Source organism: Pseudomonas sp. rhizo66 (assembly GCF_031931925.1).
Lineage (GTDB): Bacteria > Pseudomonadota > Gammaproteobacteria > Pseudomonadales > Pseudomonadaceae > Aquipseudomonas.
Genome location: NZ_JAUJWZ010000010.1, coordinates 62,844 through 79,506, shown reverse-complemented (window position 1 = coordinate 79,506; position 16,663 = coordinate 62,844). Strand labels below are relative to the sequence as shown.

The 16,663-nt window shown below is 60.3% G+C and carries 10 protein-coding genes and 1 riboswitch; of the genes, 8 read left to right on the top strand and 2 right to left on the bottom strand.

Features of this window, described 5'->3' with window-relative positions:
- The first annotated feature begins 26 nt into the window (after positions 1–26).
- Complete coding sequence (locus tag QZR14_RS13835) at positions 27–5,336, top strand: SET domain-containing protein-lysine N-methyltransferase (protein ID WP_311996878.1); 5,310 nt, start codon at positions 27–29, stop codon at positions 5,334–5,336.
- Positions 5,337–5,469: 133 nt separating this feature from the next.
- Here the strand turns inward: QZR14_RS13835 and QZR14_RS13830 are convergent, their stop codons facing one another.
- Positions 5,470–5,877 carry a hypothetical protein gene (locus QZR14_RS13830; RefSeq protein WP_311996877.1) on the bottom strand — a complete coding sequence of 136 codons (408 nt, stop codon included), beginning with the start codon at positions 5,875–5,877 and terminating at the stop codon, positions 5,470–5,472.
- Positions 5,878–6,057: 180 nt separating this feature from the next.
- Complete coding sequence (locus QZR14_RS13825; RefSeq protein ID WP_311996876.1) at positions 6,058–6,318, bottom strand: hypothetical protein; 261 nt, start codon at positions 6,316–6,318, stop codon at positions 6,058–6,060.
- Positions 6,319–6,602: 284 nt separating this feature from the next.
- Positions 6,603–6,703: riboswitch (guanidine-I (ykkC/yxkD leader) on the top strand.
- Between the two features lie 63 nt (positions 6,704–6,766).
- On the opposite strand from QZR14_RS13825, the gene QZR14_RS13820 reads away from it, so the two are divergent.
- The 7 genes from QZR14_RS13820 to atzF all read left to right on the top strand — a co-directional run bounded on the left by QZR14_RS13820 (position 6,767) and on the right by atzF (position 16,557).
- Entirely contained in the window at positions 6,767–7,834 is a 1,068-nt protein-coding gene (locus QZR14_RS13820) for a putative urea ABC transporter substrate-binding protein (RefSeq protein WP_311996875.1), read from the top strand.
- 18 nt (positions 7,835–7,852) lie between these two features.
- Positions 7,853–8,668, top strand: coding sequence for an ABC transporter permease (locus QZR14_RS13815; protein ID WP_311996874.1), 816 nt, complete (start codon positions 7,853–7,855; stop codon positions 8,666–8,668).
- Positions 8,665–9,453 (top strand): ABC transporter ATP-binding protein, encoded by a 789-nt coding sequence (locus QZR14_RS13810; protein WP_311996873.1) that lies wholly within the window; start codon positions 8,665–8,667, stop codon positions 9,451–9,453. Before QZR14_RS13815 ends, QZR14_RS13810 begins: the two co-directional genes overlap by 4 nt.
- Before the next feature lie 13 nt (positions 9,454–9,466).
- Positions 9,467–10,192 (top strand): urea amidolyase associated protein UAAP1, encoded by a 726-nt coding sequence (locus tag QZR14_RS13805; protein ID WP_311996872.1) that lies wholly within the window; start codon positions 9,467–9,469, stop codon positions 10,190–10,192.
- 11 nt (positions 10,193–10,203) lie between these two features.
- Positions 10,204–10,845: an urea amidolyase associated protein UAAP2 gene (locus QZR14_RS13800; protein ID WP_311996871.1), complete on the top strand. Its 642-nt coding sequence runs from the start codon at positions 10,204–10,206 to the stop codon at positions 10,843–10,845.
- A 282-nt stretch (positions 10,846–11,127) separates the two neighbouring features.
- The gene (gene uca / locus QZR14_RS13795) at positions 11,128–14,760 is read left to right on the top strand and encodes an urea carboxylase (RefSeq protein ID WP_311996870.1); all 3,633 of its coding nucleotides are present in this window, start codon (positions 11,128–11,130) and stop codon (positions 14,758–14,760) included.
- 24 nt (positions 14,761–14,784) lie between these two features.
- Complete coding sequence (gene atzF / locus QZR14_RS13790) at positions 14,785–16,557, top strand: allophanate hydrolase (RefSeq protein ID WP_311996869.1); 1,773 nt, start codon at positions 14,785–14,787, stop codon at positions 16,555–16,557.
- The last annotated feature ends 106 nt before the right edge of the window (positions 16,558–16,663 follow it).

Here is a 16,663-nt window from a genome sequence, read left to right as displayed (position 1 = left end):
ACGACTCTTTGACTATGGACAGTCTCATGACGGGCAACACCCTCGTACGCACACCTTCGCTGACACACCCGCTCCTCCCCGACGAAACTGAAGGCATCGAAGCGCTGGCGACTGTCACTGACAGCACGATTGAACACCCATTGGGCAATCTGGGTGGGGCGTTGTCCTGGCCCATTCCACTGAGTGCTGACGAACAACGCCGCCTGCGTCTGATCACCATGAGCCATGCACACCACTTGGGCGACCAACCGCTGGTGATGCAGATCAAGGGCGGTGTGCTGGAGTTCTTGCGTTATCAGCACCCTCTCCCCCAGCAAGTGGCCAACGACCCTGCAAAAATGCTCGACGCGCTGCTCCGCTCCCCGCAAGGGCAATCGATGGGCAAAACGCTGCAACAGAGAATGCAAGGCATCGACAGCGATAGCAGCGTCATGGATTACCTGCTGGCGGGGATCGCACTGCAGATGGATCCTGAGTCGATCACTGACCCTGACCGCAACAAAACAGCGGGCTTCGATCTGGCCAGTCAACAACATTGTGGCCGGCATGCGTCTGCCGTCGTGGATGACCTCGCTGCACACTTGATCGGTGAAACCAGAACCAGCCCCGGACTGGCAAAAGTCGCTACCCACCTTTTGCTGGCCAGGCTGGCCCCGCAATATCTGATTGCCGACATTCCTCAGAATGTGAAAGTGGGCAGTCTGGCCTGGGCCAACCTCACCATGGCGGCAATGGCCATCGAGGCTCAAACACCGGGCAAAGTCTCCGGCCTGACGTTTTCCCAAGTCATGAGCGGGGCTGAAAGTGCCAGCCTGACTGACCCGGCATCTACTCAATGCATTCAGACAGCCGTCTTACTCGATTGGGCTGTCGCCAACGAAATCATCCGGAAAAGAAACGATGACACCCATACCGCCGGACAACTTGAAACAATAAGAACGACATTTAACCAAGAGCTTGAAGAGCGACTTGCTGCCGCCAGGAATCTGGACAAGGCATTACCGACACGAAAAGACATTGCCCTGACACTATTGATAGAGCGGTTTGGCGACTTGGGTCCGCTTTTCGACGTCAAGGCACTCCGCACCGATACGTATCGCGGCGAGAGTGGACAGACAGGTTTTAGCGGCACTCATTCGCTACTGGATTACGCGATGATGGACTTGCCGAATCCGCGTCCGCTTGCATCAAATGATGCCCGCCTCCCACTTGAGGCATTGAACAACAACCCGACGTTCGGTGTGCGCGAGGCCTTCGACCGGCAGTTCGCACGCGCAATTCTGGAAAAAAAGGCTGCCGTCAATACAACGATCAGGCACATGATCTCTCTGCTCCCACCAGAAGACAGAAAGAACTTCGAATTTGGAAAAGTCAGTTTTTTCCAACAAGGTTCATTTGTCTCGGATGGCTTTTTCAATCATGCCCCTTGCCCCAACGAGGCCGGACTGCTCATCAGGACGGAGCTGAGCGGCACGATCCAGGCGTATGAAATCAACATCAATAACGACACGATTGAACGGACAGCCCTGCACAAGGCAAAGCAACAGGAATCGAGGCAAGCCAACAAATATTTCACGACCAAAGAGCTTGTCCCCCGTGAGGCGGCAAATGAACTGGGTCGTGAGTACGCTCTGAGCGAATCACTGGTAAACAGTTTCAGCAGCGCTCGATCCCGCGCGATTGCCGACGCCCTTGTGCAACATCTCGACCTGGATGACCCCGCAATCAAAGAGCTGGCACGCGGGCAGACACCCATGGACGAATATTACCGGCCCAAACCGCTGGGTGAGTTTTTGTTGAACCTGATCCCCTTCAGATCCGCCATTGTCAACTTTCAAAAGGGCAACTACGGCGAGGCGGTGTTTGATCTCACCGTGGATATATTCGGTTTTCTCACGGCGGGCGCTGCCACAGCAGGAAAACTGATCAGGATCGGCAGGACTGCGCTGTCCACCGGCGCCAAGGCATTGAAGACCGTCCATGTCATCGGTGTCGCCACCATTGATGTGCTCAACCCGCTGGGTGGCTTGGCTGATCTGACCAGACTCGTGGGCACCGGCGGCCTTTATCTGCTGTCCAGAGGCGCCAAAGCCGTCAACCGGCTCAGGGGGGCCGCCGACCGTTACGATGTATTGAAAGCGCTCAGCACACAGTATGACGCGGCGGCAACGGGCACTGTAAAAGTGACTGGCCAGACGGTGGAAGGGGCGGCCGTGTTGAAGAACGGTCAATGGTATTCATTTGATGCCGACACAATGCGACCTTACGGCAGCCCGCTAGAGGAATTCGCCGTCGCCACCCAGGCGGTTGCCGGTGAAGTGCTCACTTCACACGTCGCTGAGTGGCACGAACTGAGTCATGCCCTGTTCAGCCGCTACAGTGTGCCCGAATCGATAATCGCCGGTCTCTCTCGCAACAGCCAAGGGGTGTATGTTGCCGCCGATGGGCACCTCTCCCACATACGCCATACCAATGGCAGCGGTGAAACGGCGGTGTACGAGGTCAGGCAAGTCACTCGCACTGAAGAAGGCGTCGTGCAGGCGCAGATATATCACCACAACCGGCAAACCGGATTGCTGGTTCAGCATCTCCAAGGTGATCAGTGGCAACGACTGGGATTGTTTGGTGGGGGGCAAATCACGGCGGATCACTTGCGGGCGTGGGAGGCGTTGCCGCAAGCGGAACAGAAGAGGCTGACCATTCCGGGCTTTGCGCGTCAGAACGGAGTGTCGGCCAAAACCTTGGCGTACTACGTAGAACCCGAGGGTCAGTTGAGCGCTGCCGGTTTGCTCATGCGTAACCGACCTGCCAACACCCCTTTCAACAAGGTGACTCATGTACATGTCCGTGATTGGCACACCATGACACAGCCGGCGCGTGACGCAATGACCATGGAAGGATTTGCCGGTCATCACCACCTTAGTCCGAACTCGTTCAAATCTTATGTGCGGGCCGATGGGCTCGGGCCCGCTGGTGAAACGCTGCTGAACAGAATGGCCGGCAGCTCTTATAACGCGATTACCGATGACCATTTACGCACGTGGAAAGGGTTGTTCGAGCAACCGGACAACTCAGTCACGCCGCAAGCGTTCATACGGGAACACGGGTTCAGCCCGAACTCTTGGAAACATCACGTAAAAGTTGATGGCACCTTGAAAGATGAGACTGTGCAGCGTCTTGATCAAGCCCGGCAGAAGTCCGCAGTGCCTGTCGCTGCGTCGCCAGCCCGGGTTCCGGCGCGGGTTCCGGGCGGACTGGAGGAGAAGATCACTGCCGAAAATCTACTGAATTGGGAGGCGGTGTCGCGTAACGGACAGGGGAACACGAGTCGTGCAGACTTTGCCCGGCAACATAACCTGTCCCGGCCAACGTTTGAATACTACGTGCAACCTGACGGCCAACTGAGTGCTACGGGCGCAATTGTGCGCAACCGCCCCGCCAATACCCCCTTCAATAAAGTGATCCAAACGCATATCGATCATTGGCAAAACATGACGCAACGAGAGCGTGACGCAATGACCATGGAGGGATTTGCCGGTCATCATCACCTTCATCCGGGGACGTTCAAAAGCTTTGTGCGGCGCAATGGCAGCTTGGGGCCTGCCGGTAAAGCGCTATTGAACAGGGCAACCGGCACGGCCTATAACGCGATTACCGATGATCATCTACGTGAGTGGAGCCGGCAATTCGGGCAACCGGATAATTTGGTCACGGCAGCGGAGTTCGTCAGTCAACACGGATTTAGCCCAACCTCTTGGCATGCGCAAGTAAGAGCTAATGGATCTTTACGAGATGCGACTGCGCAGCGTCTCTATCCAACAGAGGGCGACGTTGCACTACTCCCTTCCGCGCCCCAGAAACCTGATGCAAGTGCGAGCCTGCCGGCTCATGTGTCAGGCCGGCATAGTGAGTTAATTACTGCTGAGCACTTATTGGCTTGGGAAGCCTTACCGCGAGCAGAACAGCTGTCGCTTACCCGCGAGGGTTTTGCCCGCCAGAAAGGTCTATCCGGCAAAACCTTTGCATACTATGTGGAGCCCGACGGACAGTTGAGCGCCGCGGGCATGATCGTACGTGAACGCCCCGCCGGCACACCCGTAAATCAGGTAACCGGTACGCATATTCGTGATTGGCAAGCCATGACACAACCGTTGCGTGATGCAATGACCATGGAGGGATTTTCCGGTCTTCATCACCTTCATCCGGGTTTGTTTAAAAGTATCGTCCGGCAAAATGGAAGCCTGGCACCTGCCGGTGAAGCGAAAATGAACAGGGCGGCAGGCGTTGTTTACAACTCGATTAGAGATGAGCATCTAAGCCTGTGGAAAACACTCTTCGAGAAGTCGGACAACACCGTCACAGTAGAGGAATTCGTACGCCAGCACGGATTAAGCCCCAACTCCTGGCGGCGACTTGTCAGAGCTAACGGACTCTTGAAAGATACCGCTTTGCGGCGTCTCGAACATGCAGGGAAAAGCACCGCCCTGTCTCCCGCGCCTCAACAAATCGAGACAAGTCCGGGACAAAAGCGGCCTGCACAGGAATCCCTCGATCCGACCCAGCCGAAGAAGTCTGCCGACACACCACAAAACCCAGAACAAGCTCCCGGCCCCTCCTCGGACATCCTGCCTGTCGCAATCAAGGTTGAAACTGGAACGTCCTCGTCATTGCCTCACCAGGTCGACAACACATTGCCAATCCTGCAGGACCCAAAGAACCCCAGGCTCAGCTTGACCCATGCATTAGAGGGGCCGATAGATGATATCCGTATCGCCCACTGGAGTGGCCTGCTTGACGGTCTCGATAACGCAGGCAAAAAACGCGTCTCAAGCCAGATCAAGGAGTCGATCAAAGACTGGTTGCGAACAGAGGGACAGCATCAGTCGCGGTTTGATCAGACGCTGGAAGTGCTCACGGCACTGGATGACGGTGGACCCAATCGTGGCGCGTCGGTGTGGGCGCGACGCGATATCGCCAGATTTGAAGTGCTGGGACCGTATGCAGGCAAGTTTCATGAATCAGATGCGTCGTTGTTTCAGGAGATACGCAAACAAGGTTCACGGGCCGTACTGACCTACTTGTTCGGCACACGGTCGGGCAATCGCTCGGTGAGTGCGCTGCACACGGGCAATACCCTGAGCCTGATCAATACCTCGCAACTGGGCAGTGGACCGGCATGGAAATCGAATAACGTCATTTCCATTGCAGCGGGGAAAAACCTGACGTTCTTCGTGGCGCTGCAAGACATCAGCAAGGGTGATGAATTGCTGATGGATTACGGCCTGCTCTATCAGCCCGTACCTGATATAGCGATCAAACAGGACCCAGGTCGCTGATTGCCCCGTTCAGGTGCCGAAGCGCCTGCGGCCAATGATCCTGGTGGGCGCTGTAAAGTGGCGCCTTCATCCTGACGATAGTCGCGGGCACAAAAAAGCGGCGCTTCAAGCGCCGCTTTTCATTTGCGGGTGATTACCAGCGGTTGCCACGTCCGTTATGGTCGCCGCGTCCGCTGTGTCGGTCGTAGTTACCTCGACCGCGGTGATCGTTATCCCAACCGCCGCGACGGTGGCCTTCCCAGCGCCCACGATCATTGTCGTGCCAGCGGCGGCTTTCGTAATAACGTGGAGCCGGTTGGTAGTAACGCGGCGCCGATTGGTAATAGCGCGGTTGCTGGTAATACCGCGGGGCTGGCTGGTAGTAGCGTGGCTGCGCGTAATACGTGCTGCCACCGCGGTAATAGGTGCCGCCCGTGTTGTAGTAGGCCGGTGCGGGTGACGTGTAAACCTCTGAGCTGTAATACGAGTCCGCGTAAGAGTAAGGGACGCATCCGGCAACGGAGAACATCAACGCAGCAAGCAGAAGAATTCGTCTATACATGGCGGCCTCCTGGACCGCGGGTTGGCCGCACCAGCGACGCTGGCAGGCATCAGTCATTTAATCGGTGACTGACGAAAAATCAGACAGCGTTTTCCGCATCTGGTGCGCTCCTGCAACAAGTTGAAACAAGTGATTGATGAAATCCTGTTCATTTGGAAAACGCTGTCATTCAGCCGCTGATTAATGGTGGCCACCGTGATATCCGCCGCCGTGATAACCCCGTCCGTAACCACCTCGATAGCCGTAGCCACCGTGGTAATAACGCGCACCGCCGTAGTAGCGCGGGCCGTAATAACCCCCGTAGTAATAAGGCGAGTAATAACCGGGATAGTAGCTAGACGGATACGCATCGTAGGGACCGGCATAGTAGTAACACCCGGACAGACCGAAACCGAGCACCGCGCCCAGCAGCCCCCTTCGCAACGTTTTGGGAATAAGCATGGCGGCCTCCTGGAAAGACCTGCGACAGCAGTCGGCACAGACCGGCTGACACCTGTTTTGACTGGCAAAGCCATGCCGAGTGCCGACACCTCAAGATCATCGGATCAGCGGCAAACACGCTGCATCGCGGTGCAGCCGCGCACCAACACAAAGCGCCGAACCAGACTTGTAATCCTCCCGCGCCTACCCGCAACCCCGTGCCAGAGCGCCTGACGCAACTTGGCACGCCTCTCGCTTTAGCAAACCCGTGCAGGAGTCATCACAGGTTCGCGGCACCACAATTTGCAATGGCTGACTAGGGTTCCGGCTCGCGATCGCGAGTGGCTGGTCCGAGAGTTGGCGACCTCCAGTTGAGGTTACACGGCGGGACAAAAGCCCGGGAGACAAGCCACCGTTCGCGGTGCCGCGTTGCCTTCCTGTCCGCCCTCGATCAACTGGAGAACCCATCATGTCCCGACTACGTTTGCCCGCCCTGCTCGCCGCCGCGTTCGCCGCGCTCCTCAGCACCCAATCCCCCGCCGCCCAGAAGGATCACTTCAGCGTCTGCTGGACGATCTACGCCGGCTGGATGCCCTGGGAATACGCCGGCAGCCAGGGCATCGTCGACAAATGGGCGAAGAAGTACGGGATCAAGATCGACGTCGTGCAACTCAATGACTACGTCGAATCGATCAACCAGTACACCGCCGGCCAGTTCGACGGCTGCACCATGACCAACATGGACGCACTGACCATTCCTGCGGCAGGCGGCGTCGACAGCACTGCGCTGATCGTCAGCGACTTCTCCAACGGCAACGACGGCATCGTCCTCAAGGGCACCGGCAAGACAGTCGCCGACCTCAAGGGCATGGACGTCAATCTGGTCGAACTGTCGGTCTCGCACTACCTGCTCGCCCGCGCGCTGGACTCGGTTGACCTGAGCGAGAAAGACCTGAAAGTGGTCAACACCTCCGACGCCGATATCTCCGCCGCTTTCAACACCGAACAGGTCAACGCCGTCACTACTTGGAACCCGATGCTCTCGGACATCAAGGCCAAACCGGGCGTGACCGAAGTGTTCAATTCCAGCCAGATTCCTGGCGAGATCATGGACATGATGGTGGTCAACAGCGCCACCCTCAAAGACAACCCGGCGCTGGGCAAAGCGCTGACCGGTGCGTGGTTCGAAGTGGTCGAGCTGATGAACGCCAAAAACGCCGCGAGCAAAGCCGCGCTGGAGCACATGGCCAAGGCCTCGGGCACGGATCTGGCCGGATTCCAGGCACAACTGGACACTACCAAACTGTTCGCCACACCGAAGGAAGCCTTGAGCTTCGCTACCAGCAAGCAACTGCCGGAAACCATGCGCAAGGTCGCCGAGTTCTCCTTCCAGCACGGCTTGCTCGGCGAAGGCGCGAAAGACACCAGCGCGGTCGGCATGGCCTTCGCCAACGGCGTGACCAGTGGCGATACCGGCAACCTCAAGCTGCGTTTCGATCCGACCTACGTGCAGATGGCCGCCGACGCCAAGCTGTAAGCCACGGAGGATTTGGCCATGCGCCTGATCAATCGCCACCCGGATCGCCCGAGTCACCTGTTGTTGGTGATCCTGCCGTTCGCCCTGGTGCTGTTCGCCTACTTCATGGGTTCGGCCGAGCGCCTGGCGGACAACCCCAACGACAAACTGCTGCCCAGCGCCGTGCAGATGACCGACGCGGTAAAACGCCTGGCCTTCAATGCCGACAGCCGCACCGGTGACTACCTGTTGTGGCAGGACACCGCGTCGAGCCTGCGGCGTCTGGCCATCGGCCTCGGCATCGCTGCATTGGCCGGGCTGTGCCTGGGCATCGCCGCCGGCACGTTGCCGTTGTTTGGCGCGCCGTTGTCGCCGCTGCTAACGGTGCTGTCGATGGTGCCACCGCTGGCAATCCTGCCGATTCTGTTCATCGTCTTCGGCTTGGGCGAGTTGTCGAAAGTCATGCTGATCGTGATCGGCATCACCCCCGCGCTGGCTCGCGATCTGGAACAACGCGCCCGGGAAATCCCCGTCGAACTGCTGATCAAGGCACAGACCCTCGGCGCCTCGACCTGGACGCTGATGCTGCGGGTGGTGCTGCCGCAACTGCTGCCGCGCTTGCTGATCTCGTTACGGCTGATGCTCGGTTCGGCGTGGCTGTTCCTGATTGCCGCCGAAGCGATCGCCTCCACCGACGGCCTCGGCTACCGGATTTTTCTGGTGCGGCGTTATCTGGCGATGGACGTGATTCTGCCGTACGTGGTGTGGATCACCCTCCTCGCCTGGCTGATGGATTGGGGCCTGAAGTACCTGACCCGTCGCGCCTTCCCTTGGTATGAGGGGGCGACCAAATGAGCTTCATCACGGTCAAAAACGTCTGGCAGCAATACGCCGATCAAGTGGTGCTGGAAGGCTTGAACCTGAGCGTCAACGAGGGCGAGTTCTGCACTCTGGTCGGCGCGTCCGGTTGCGGCAAATCGACCTTCCTGCGCCTGCTGCTCGGTCAGGAAACGGCGAGTCGCGGCGAGATTCTGCTCGACGGTCAAGCGCTGACCAGCGAGCCGGATGCCAGCCGTGGCGTGGTGTTCCAGCGCTACTCGGTGTTCCCGCATTTGAGCGTGCTCGACAACGTCGCACTCGGCCTTGAACTGCCGCGTGCGCCGCTGCTGGGGCGGTTGTTCGGCAGTGCCAAACGTGAGGCTCGCGATCAGGCCGCGACATTGCTCGACAAAGTCGGCCTCGGCCATGCGCTCGACAAGTTCCCGGCGCAGCTGTCCGGCGGCATGCAGCAACGGCTGGCGATTGCCCAGGCGCTGATCATGAAACCGCGCGTGTTGCTGCTCGACGAACCGTTCGGCGCACTCGATCCGGGCATCCGCAAAGACATGCACGCCTTGCTGCTGGAGCTGTGGCGCGAGACCCAGTTGACCGTGTTCATGGTCACCCACGACTTGTCTGAAGGCTTCAGCCTCGGCACCCGTCTGCTGGTGTTCGACAAGGTCCGCCTCGACCCGCACGCCCCCGGCGCCTATGGCGCACGCATCACCTACGACATCCCTTTGAACAGCGACCGCCGCGCCCAGCGCGCCGCCGTCGACGCCCTGCCGTTGCCACTGGCAGGCGCCCTTCGCACCGCTTGAGAGGACTGCTCCAATGACTGATTCGACCCAACTGTTCCCACCGTTTGCCGAAGAAATGCTCCCCGGTGGCGGCCACCGCTCCTTCGTATTGAAGCGCGGTCAATTGCTGCGCCTGACCGATCTGCGCGGCGGCGCCAACGTCAGCCTGACCCTGCTCAACGCCAATGAAAAAACCGAGCGGCTGAACCTGCCCGACAGCCTCAAATGCCAACACACCGCCAAGCTCACCAGCGGCCACTGCCTGTACTCGGACATGGGCCGCGTACTCGCCGCAATCACCGCCGACACCTGCGGTTGGAGCGACAGCCTCGGCGGTGTGCTCTGCGCCGAAGAGGTCGCGCAGAAGTACGGTCAGGGCCGCTATCAGGAACTGCGCAACGGTTTCTTCCGCAACGGCACCGACAACCTGTTGGTGGAACTCGGCAAGTGGGGCCTGGGCCTCTCCGATCTGTTGATGACCCTCAATCTGTTCAGCCGGGTCAACGTCGATGAGGCCGGGGGTTTTCACTTCGTCGAGGGCAACTCCAAGGCCGGCGATTACATCGAGTTGTATGCGCCGATGGACACGCTGGTGGTGCTCACCGCGCTGCAACATCCGATGGACCCGTCCCCTGAGTACGCGCCAAAACCGCTGAAGCTGAGCTGGATGAACGCCGACGCCAGCGTCGCCGAACACTGCCGCACCTCGCGCCCGGAAAATGAGCGCGGCTTTATCAATACCGACCGTTTGTTCGCCTGAGGACTGCTGCCATGTCAGTTGCTATTGCCACTTCGCAAAACCACCCCGACACAGCGGTGTACCGCGCCACGATCCCGGCCGGTGAGCCATGGCTGATGGAGGTCAAGGCCGGCCAGACCCTGCGTATCCTCGACCTGGAAGGCAATCAGGCCGTCGATACGTTGTTCTACAGCCTCGCCAATCCCAAGGAACGCTACGACGTGCAGCGCACCTTGCGTCGGCAGAACAGCGTCTACCTGAGCACCGGCAGCGTGCTGTATTCCAACCTCGGCAAACCGATGCTGACCATCGTCGCCGACACCTGCGGACGCCACGACACCCTCGGCGGCGCCTGCGCGCAAGAGAGCAACACCGTGCGCTATGCCCTGGAAAAACGCTACATGCACAGCTGCCGCGACAACTACCTGCGCGCTTGTGCCCATGACGGGCGACTGGGCAAAGGCGACATCGGGCCGAACATCAATTTCTTCATGAATGTACCGGTGACGGCGGATGGCGGGCTGACCTTCGAGGACGGGATTTCGGCGCCGGGCAAGTACGTCGACCTGCGTGCAGAGATGGATGTGATTGTGTTGATTTCCAACTGCCCGCAATTGAACAACCCGTGCAACGCCTACAACCCGACACCTGCGGAGCTGCTGGTATGGAACTGAAAATCAGCCGGTTACGCAGTTGGCTATTCGCCCTGTGCCAGGCCCGCTCCGGCCAGTGCCTGAAATCGCCCAAACAACGCTAAACCCTGTGGGAGCTGGCTTGCCAGCGATGGCGGTGTGTCAGTCACCATTGATGTTGGAAGTGCTGACGTCATCGCTGGCAAGCCAGCTCCCACAGGGAATTTCAGGTGGTTTGAAGTCAATGTGGTTTTTCATCCGGGACGGCCCGGATGTCTGTCGAAAAACGGCGGGACGGCCCGCTTCCCCTTCAGGGGTTATGCCATGTTCGAAAAAGTCCTCATCGCCAACCGTGGCGCCATCGCCTGCCGCATCCTGCGCACCCTCGCTTCACTGCAGGTCAAAGGTGTGGCCGTGTATTCCGAAGCCGACGCCGCCAGCCTGCACATCCTGCACGCCGATGAAGCGCACAGCCTCGGTGAAGGCGCCGCCGCCGGCACCTATCTGGCGGTCGAGAAAATCCTCGCCATCGCCAAACAAAGCGGCGCCACGGCGATCCATCCCGGTTACGGGTTTCTCTCGGAGAACGCCGCGTTCGCCGAAGCCTGCGAAGCGCACGACATCGCCTTCATCGGCCCGACGCCGGAACAACTGCGGGTGTTCGGCCTCAAGCACACCGCCCGTGCGCTGGCCAAACAGCACGGCGTGCCCATGCTCGAAGGCACCGAACTGCTCGACAGCCTCGACGCCGCGCTGATTGCCGGCGAACAAGTCGGCTACCCGGTAATGCTGAAAAGCACCGCCGGCGGTGGCGGCATCGGTATGCGCGTGTGCCGCAGCGCCAGCGAATTGAGCGAATCCTTCGAAGCGGTGAAACGCCTCGGTCAGAACAACTTCAGCGACGCTGGCGTGTTCATCGAGAAGTACATCCAGCGCGCCCGGCACCTGGAGGTGCAAGTGTTCGGCGACGGTCGCGGTGAGGTCATCGCCCTCGGCGTGCGCGACTGCTCGGTGCAGCGGCGCAATCAGAAAGTCCTCGAAGAAACCCCCGCGCCGAACCTGCCGGACGGCATGGCCGAAGAGTTGTGCGCAGCGGCGATCAAACTGGCGAAAGCGGTGAACTATCGCAGCGCCGGCACCGTGGAATTCGTCTTCGACAGCGAAGCGCAGCGTTTCTATTTTCTTGAAGTGAACACGCGTTTACAGGTCGAGCATGGCGTCACCGAACAGGTCTGGGGTGTCGATCTGGTGCGCTGGATGGTGGAGCTGGCGGCGGGTGATTTGCCGCCGCTAAGCGAGTTGTATCGCCAGTTGAAACCTGAAGGCCACGCAATTCAGGCACGGCTGTACGCGGAAGACCCGGGCCGTGATTTCCAGCCGAGTCCGGGTTTGCTGACGGCAGTGGAATTCCCGCCGGCCAACGGCATTCAACTGCGCATCGATACCTGGATCGAGGCCGGTTGCGAGATTCCGCCGTACTTCGACCCGATGATTGCCAAAGTCATTACCTGGGCGCCGAGCCGCGAACAGGCGCGTGCCGAGTTGCATCAAGCGTTAGGCGACAGTCTGTTGTACGGCGTGGAAACCAACCGCGATTACCTGCGGCAGATTCTGCTCGACACGCCGTTCGCCAGCGGCGAGCCGTGGACCCGTTGCCTGGAAGGTCTGGTCTATCGCGCCAACACTGTCGAAGTGCTCAGCGCCGGCACGCAAACCAGCGTGCAGGACTATCCCGGTCGCCTCGGCTACTGGGCGGTCGGTGTGCCGCCATCGGGGCCGATGGACAGTCGCGCGCTGCGTCTGGGTAATCGTCTGCTCGGCAATGCTGAAGGCGCGGCGGCGCTGGAAATCACCATGAGCGGGCCACTGTTGCGCTTCAATTGTGAGGCGGTGGTCGCGGTGACGGGTGCGCCGATTGGTCTGACGCTTGAGGGTGAAAGCGTGCCGATGAACACCGCCCTGCTGATCCCGGCGGGCGCAACGTTGCATCTGGGCAGCATCAGCGGCGCTGGTGCACGCAGTTATCTGTGCCTGCGCGGCGGCTTGCAGGTGCCGGATTATCTGGGCAGCAAAAGCACCTTCACCCTGGGTCAGTTTGGTGGGCACGGTGGTCGGGCGTTGCGCGCCGGTGATGTGTTGCATATCCCTGCGCTGAAGGACCGCAGTGCTGGTGAGCAACTGGCCGAGCAGCACATCACCGCGTTGCCGGCGGTGCGGCAGATCCGGGTGATTTACGGCCCGCACGCGGCACCGGAATACTTCACTGAAAACTACATCGGCACGTTCTTTGAAACCCAGTGGGAAGTGCATTTCAACTCCAGCCGCACTGGCGTCCGGCTGATCGGGCCGAAGCCGGAATGGGTGCGCGCCGACGGCGGCGAGGCCGGGTTGCATCCGTCGAACATTCACGACAATCCGTATGCCATCGGCGCCGTCGATTTCACCGGTGACATGCCGGTGATCCTCGGCCCGGATGGCCCGAGCCTTGGCGGGTTTGTCTGCCCGGTGACGGTGATCGAGGCGGATCTGTGGCAACTGGGGCAGCTCAAGGCGGGCGATAAAATCCAGTTCATTCCCGTCGACCTCAAGACCGCCCGGGATCTTGCCTGTCAATGGGATAACTGTGGGAGCTGGCTTGCCAGCGATGGGGCCCGTCCAGACACCGCATTAACTTCATCGCTGGCAAGCCAGCTCCCACAGGATCTTGTGTCGCCTGTGGTGCTGGCGTTGGGTCAGGGTGATATGCGACTTGTCGGGCGGGTTTCCGGCGACACCCATTTACTGCTGGAAATCGGCGAGCCTGAACTCAATCTTGTTCTGCGCTTCCGCGCTCACGCCCTCATGCAAGCGTTGGAACACAAAACCCTGCACGGCGTGATCGACCTCACCCCCGGCATTCGCTCGCTGCAAATCCACTATCAACCCGAGCAACTGCCATTGGCCGATCTGCTCGGCCTCATCGCCGGCGAGTGGGACGCGGTGTGCGCCGCCAAGGACCTGCAAGTGCCGTCGCGCATCGTCCATTTGCCGCTGTCGTGGGACGACCCGGCCTGTCAGTTGGCCATCGAAAAATACATGACCACCGTGCGCAAGGACGCGCCGTGGTGCCCGAGCAATCTGGAGTTCATCCGCCGCATCAACGACCTACCCAATCTCGACGAAGTACAGCGCACGGTGTTCGACGCGAGCTATCTGGTGATGGGCCTTGGCGACGTTTACCTCGGTGCGCCGGTGGCCACGCCGCTCGATCCGCGTCATCGCCTGGTCACGACCAAATACAACCCGGCACGCACCTGGACCGCCGAGAATTCGGTGGGCATCGGCGGCGCCTACATGTGCGTGTACGGCATGGAAGGCCCCGGCGGTTATCAGTTTGTCGGGCGCACTTTGCAGATGTGGAATCGCTATCGCGAAGTCGCCGCGTTCGATGGCAAACCGTGGTTGCTGCGCTTCTTCGACCAGATCCGTTTCTACCCGGTCAGCGCCGCCGAACTGCTGCGCATCCGCCGCGATTTTCCGCTGGGGCGCTTCGATCTCAACATCGAACACAGCCAGATCAACCTTGCCGATTATCAGGCTTTTCTCAATCGTGAAGCCAAAGGCATCAGTGCCTTTCGTGCCCAGCAACAGGGCGCGTTCAATGCCGAGCGCGAACGCTGGATCGCCAGCGGTCAGGCGCATTTCGACAGCGAAGAAGCCGTCCCGGAATCGACCGAGGAGGCGCCACTGGCCGACAGTGAACACAGCATCGACAGCCACATCGCCGGCAATCTCTGGCAGGTGCAGGTCGAGGCCGGTAGCCGTGTCGCGGCGGGTGACGTGCTGGTGATTCTCGAGTCGATGAAGATGGAAATCCCGGTACTCGCGCCGATGGCCGGGGTGGTGCGCGAGATTCGCGTGCAGCCCGGTTCGGCGGTGCGTGCCGGACAACGGGTCGTGGTACTGGCACTCGACTGAAGCCAATTGGATAAGGATCAACTCATGAATCTGCAACTCGATGTTCTGCGCCAGGCCTATCGCAATGGCGACACAACACCGCGTCAACTGCTGCTGAAACTGCGCGAAAAAGCCGCCGCGCTGAACCCGGATTATCACCTGTTCATTCATCTGCTCAGCGTCACCGAACTGGAGCCGTATCTCGCCGCCCTCGACGGTCGCGACCTCGACAACCTGCCGCTGTTCGGCGTGCCGTTTGCGATCAAGGACAACATTGATCTGGCGGGCATCCCGACCACCGCCGCGTGCCCGGACTTTGCTTATGTGCCGGAGCGCTCGGCGACCATCGTCGAGCAACTGATAGCGTTGGGGGCAATTCCGCTGGGCAAGACCAATCTCGATCAATTCGCCACGGGCCTCAACGGCAGCCGCTCGCCTTATGGCGCGTGCCCGAACAGCGTGTTGAGCGAGTATCCGTCCGGCGGATCCAGCGCCGGGTCGTCGCTGGTGGTGGCATTGGGCGTGGCGAGTTTTGCCCTGGGCACCGACACCGCAGGCTCCGGCCGGGTGCCGGCGGCGCTGAACAATCTGGTCGGGTTGAAGGCGAGCAAAGGGCTGATTTCCACAACTGGCGTGCTGCCGGCGTGTCGCACGCTGGACTGCGTGACCACGTTCACCGCAACGGCGCGTGAGGCCAGTCAGTTGCTGGCACTGACCGCCAGGCTTGATCCTCGCGACGAATACAGCCGCCGCAATCCATCGTGGAATGACGGCTCGGCGTTTGGTGCGCCACGCCCATTTCGTTTCGGTGTGCCGCGCGCGCAGGACCTTGAGTTCTTCGGCTGCGTCGAAGGCCCGCTGTTGTTCGGCGATGCCATCGACCGGCTCAAGGCTTTGGGTGGCGAAGCGGTCGAACTGGATCTGTCGCCTTTCCTTGAAGCCGCGCGCCTGCTTTACGAGGGGCCTTGGGTCGCCGAGCGCTACAGCGTGGCGGGCGAGTTGATGGAGAAAAATCCCGAGGCCGTTTTGCCGGTGATCCGCGCCGTGCTGGCCAAGGCTCCGGCGGTGACCGGCGTGCAGACCTTCCGCGCGCAGTATCGGCTGCAAGCCCTGAAAGCCCTGTGCGATCAGGCCCTCGAAGGCCTCGACTGCGTACTCACCCCGACCATCGGCCGCCCGGTGACCCTCGCCGAACTGCACGCCGAACCGGTGCTGCGCAACTCCGAACTGGGTTACTACACCAACTTCATGAACCTGCTCGACTACACCGCCGTCGCCGTGCCGAGCGCGTTTATGGCCAGCGGTTTGCCGTGGGGCGTGACGCTGTTTGGCCGGGCGTTCACCGATCAATATCTGCTGAGCGTGGCCGATGCGCTGCAGCGTCAACAGGATTGCGACCTGCCGACACCGGCGAACGCAGCTCGCCATGATCGCGCACGCATCGTGGTGTGTGGCGCGCATCTGCAAGGGTTGGCGTTGAACTGGCAACTGACCCAGCGGGGTGGGAGATTGCTGGAGACCACGTTCAGTTCGCCGGACTATCAACTGCACGCGTTGGCCGGCGGCCCGCCGCTGCGTCCGGGGATGGTGCGGGTCAAGGACGGCGGCGTGGCGATTGCGGTGGAGGTGTGGGAACTGCCGAGCAGTGAGTTGGGCTCGTTCCTGACCGGGATTCCGGCACCGCTGGGACTGGGCAAGGTGCAACTGGCGGATGGACGTTGGGAGAGCGGGTTTATTTGTGAGCCGTATGGTCTGGAGGGTGCGCTGGACATCAGCCATTTGGGGGGATGGCGGGCGTATCTTGAAACTCGGAGCTGATCCAGAAACCAGCCCTCACCCTAGCCCTCTCCCGGAGGGAGAGGGGACTGACCGAGGTGTCTTTAAGATAGTTGTCATTCGGTGATACCGAGCCGAACACAATTTT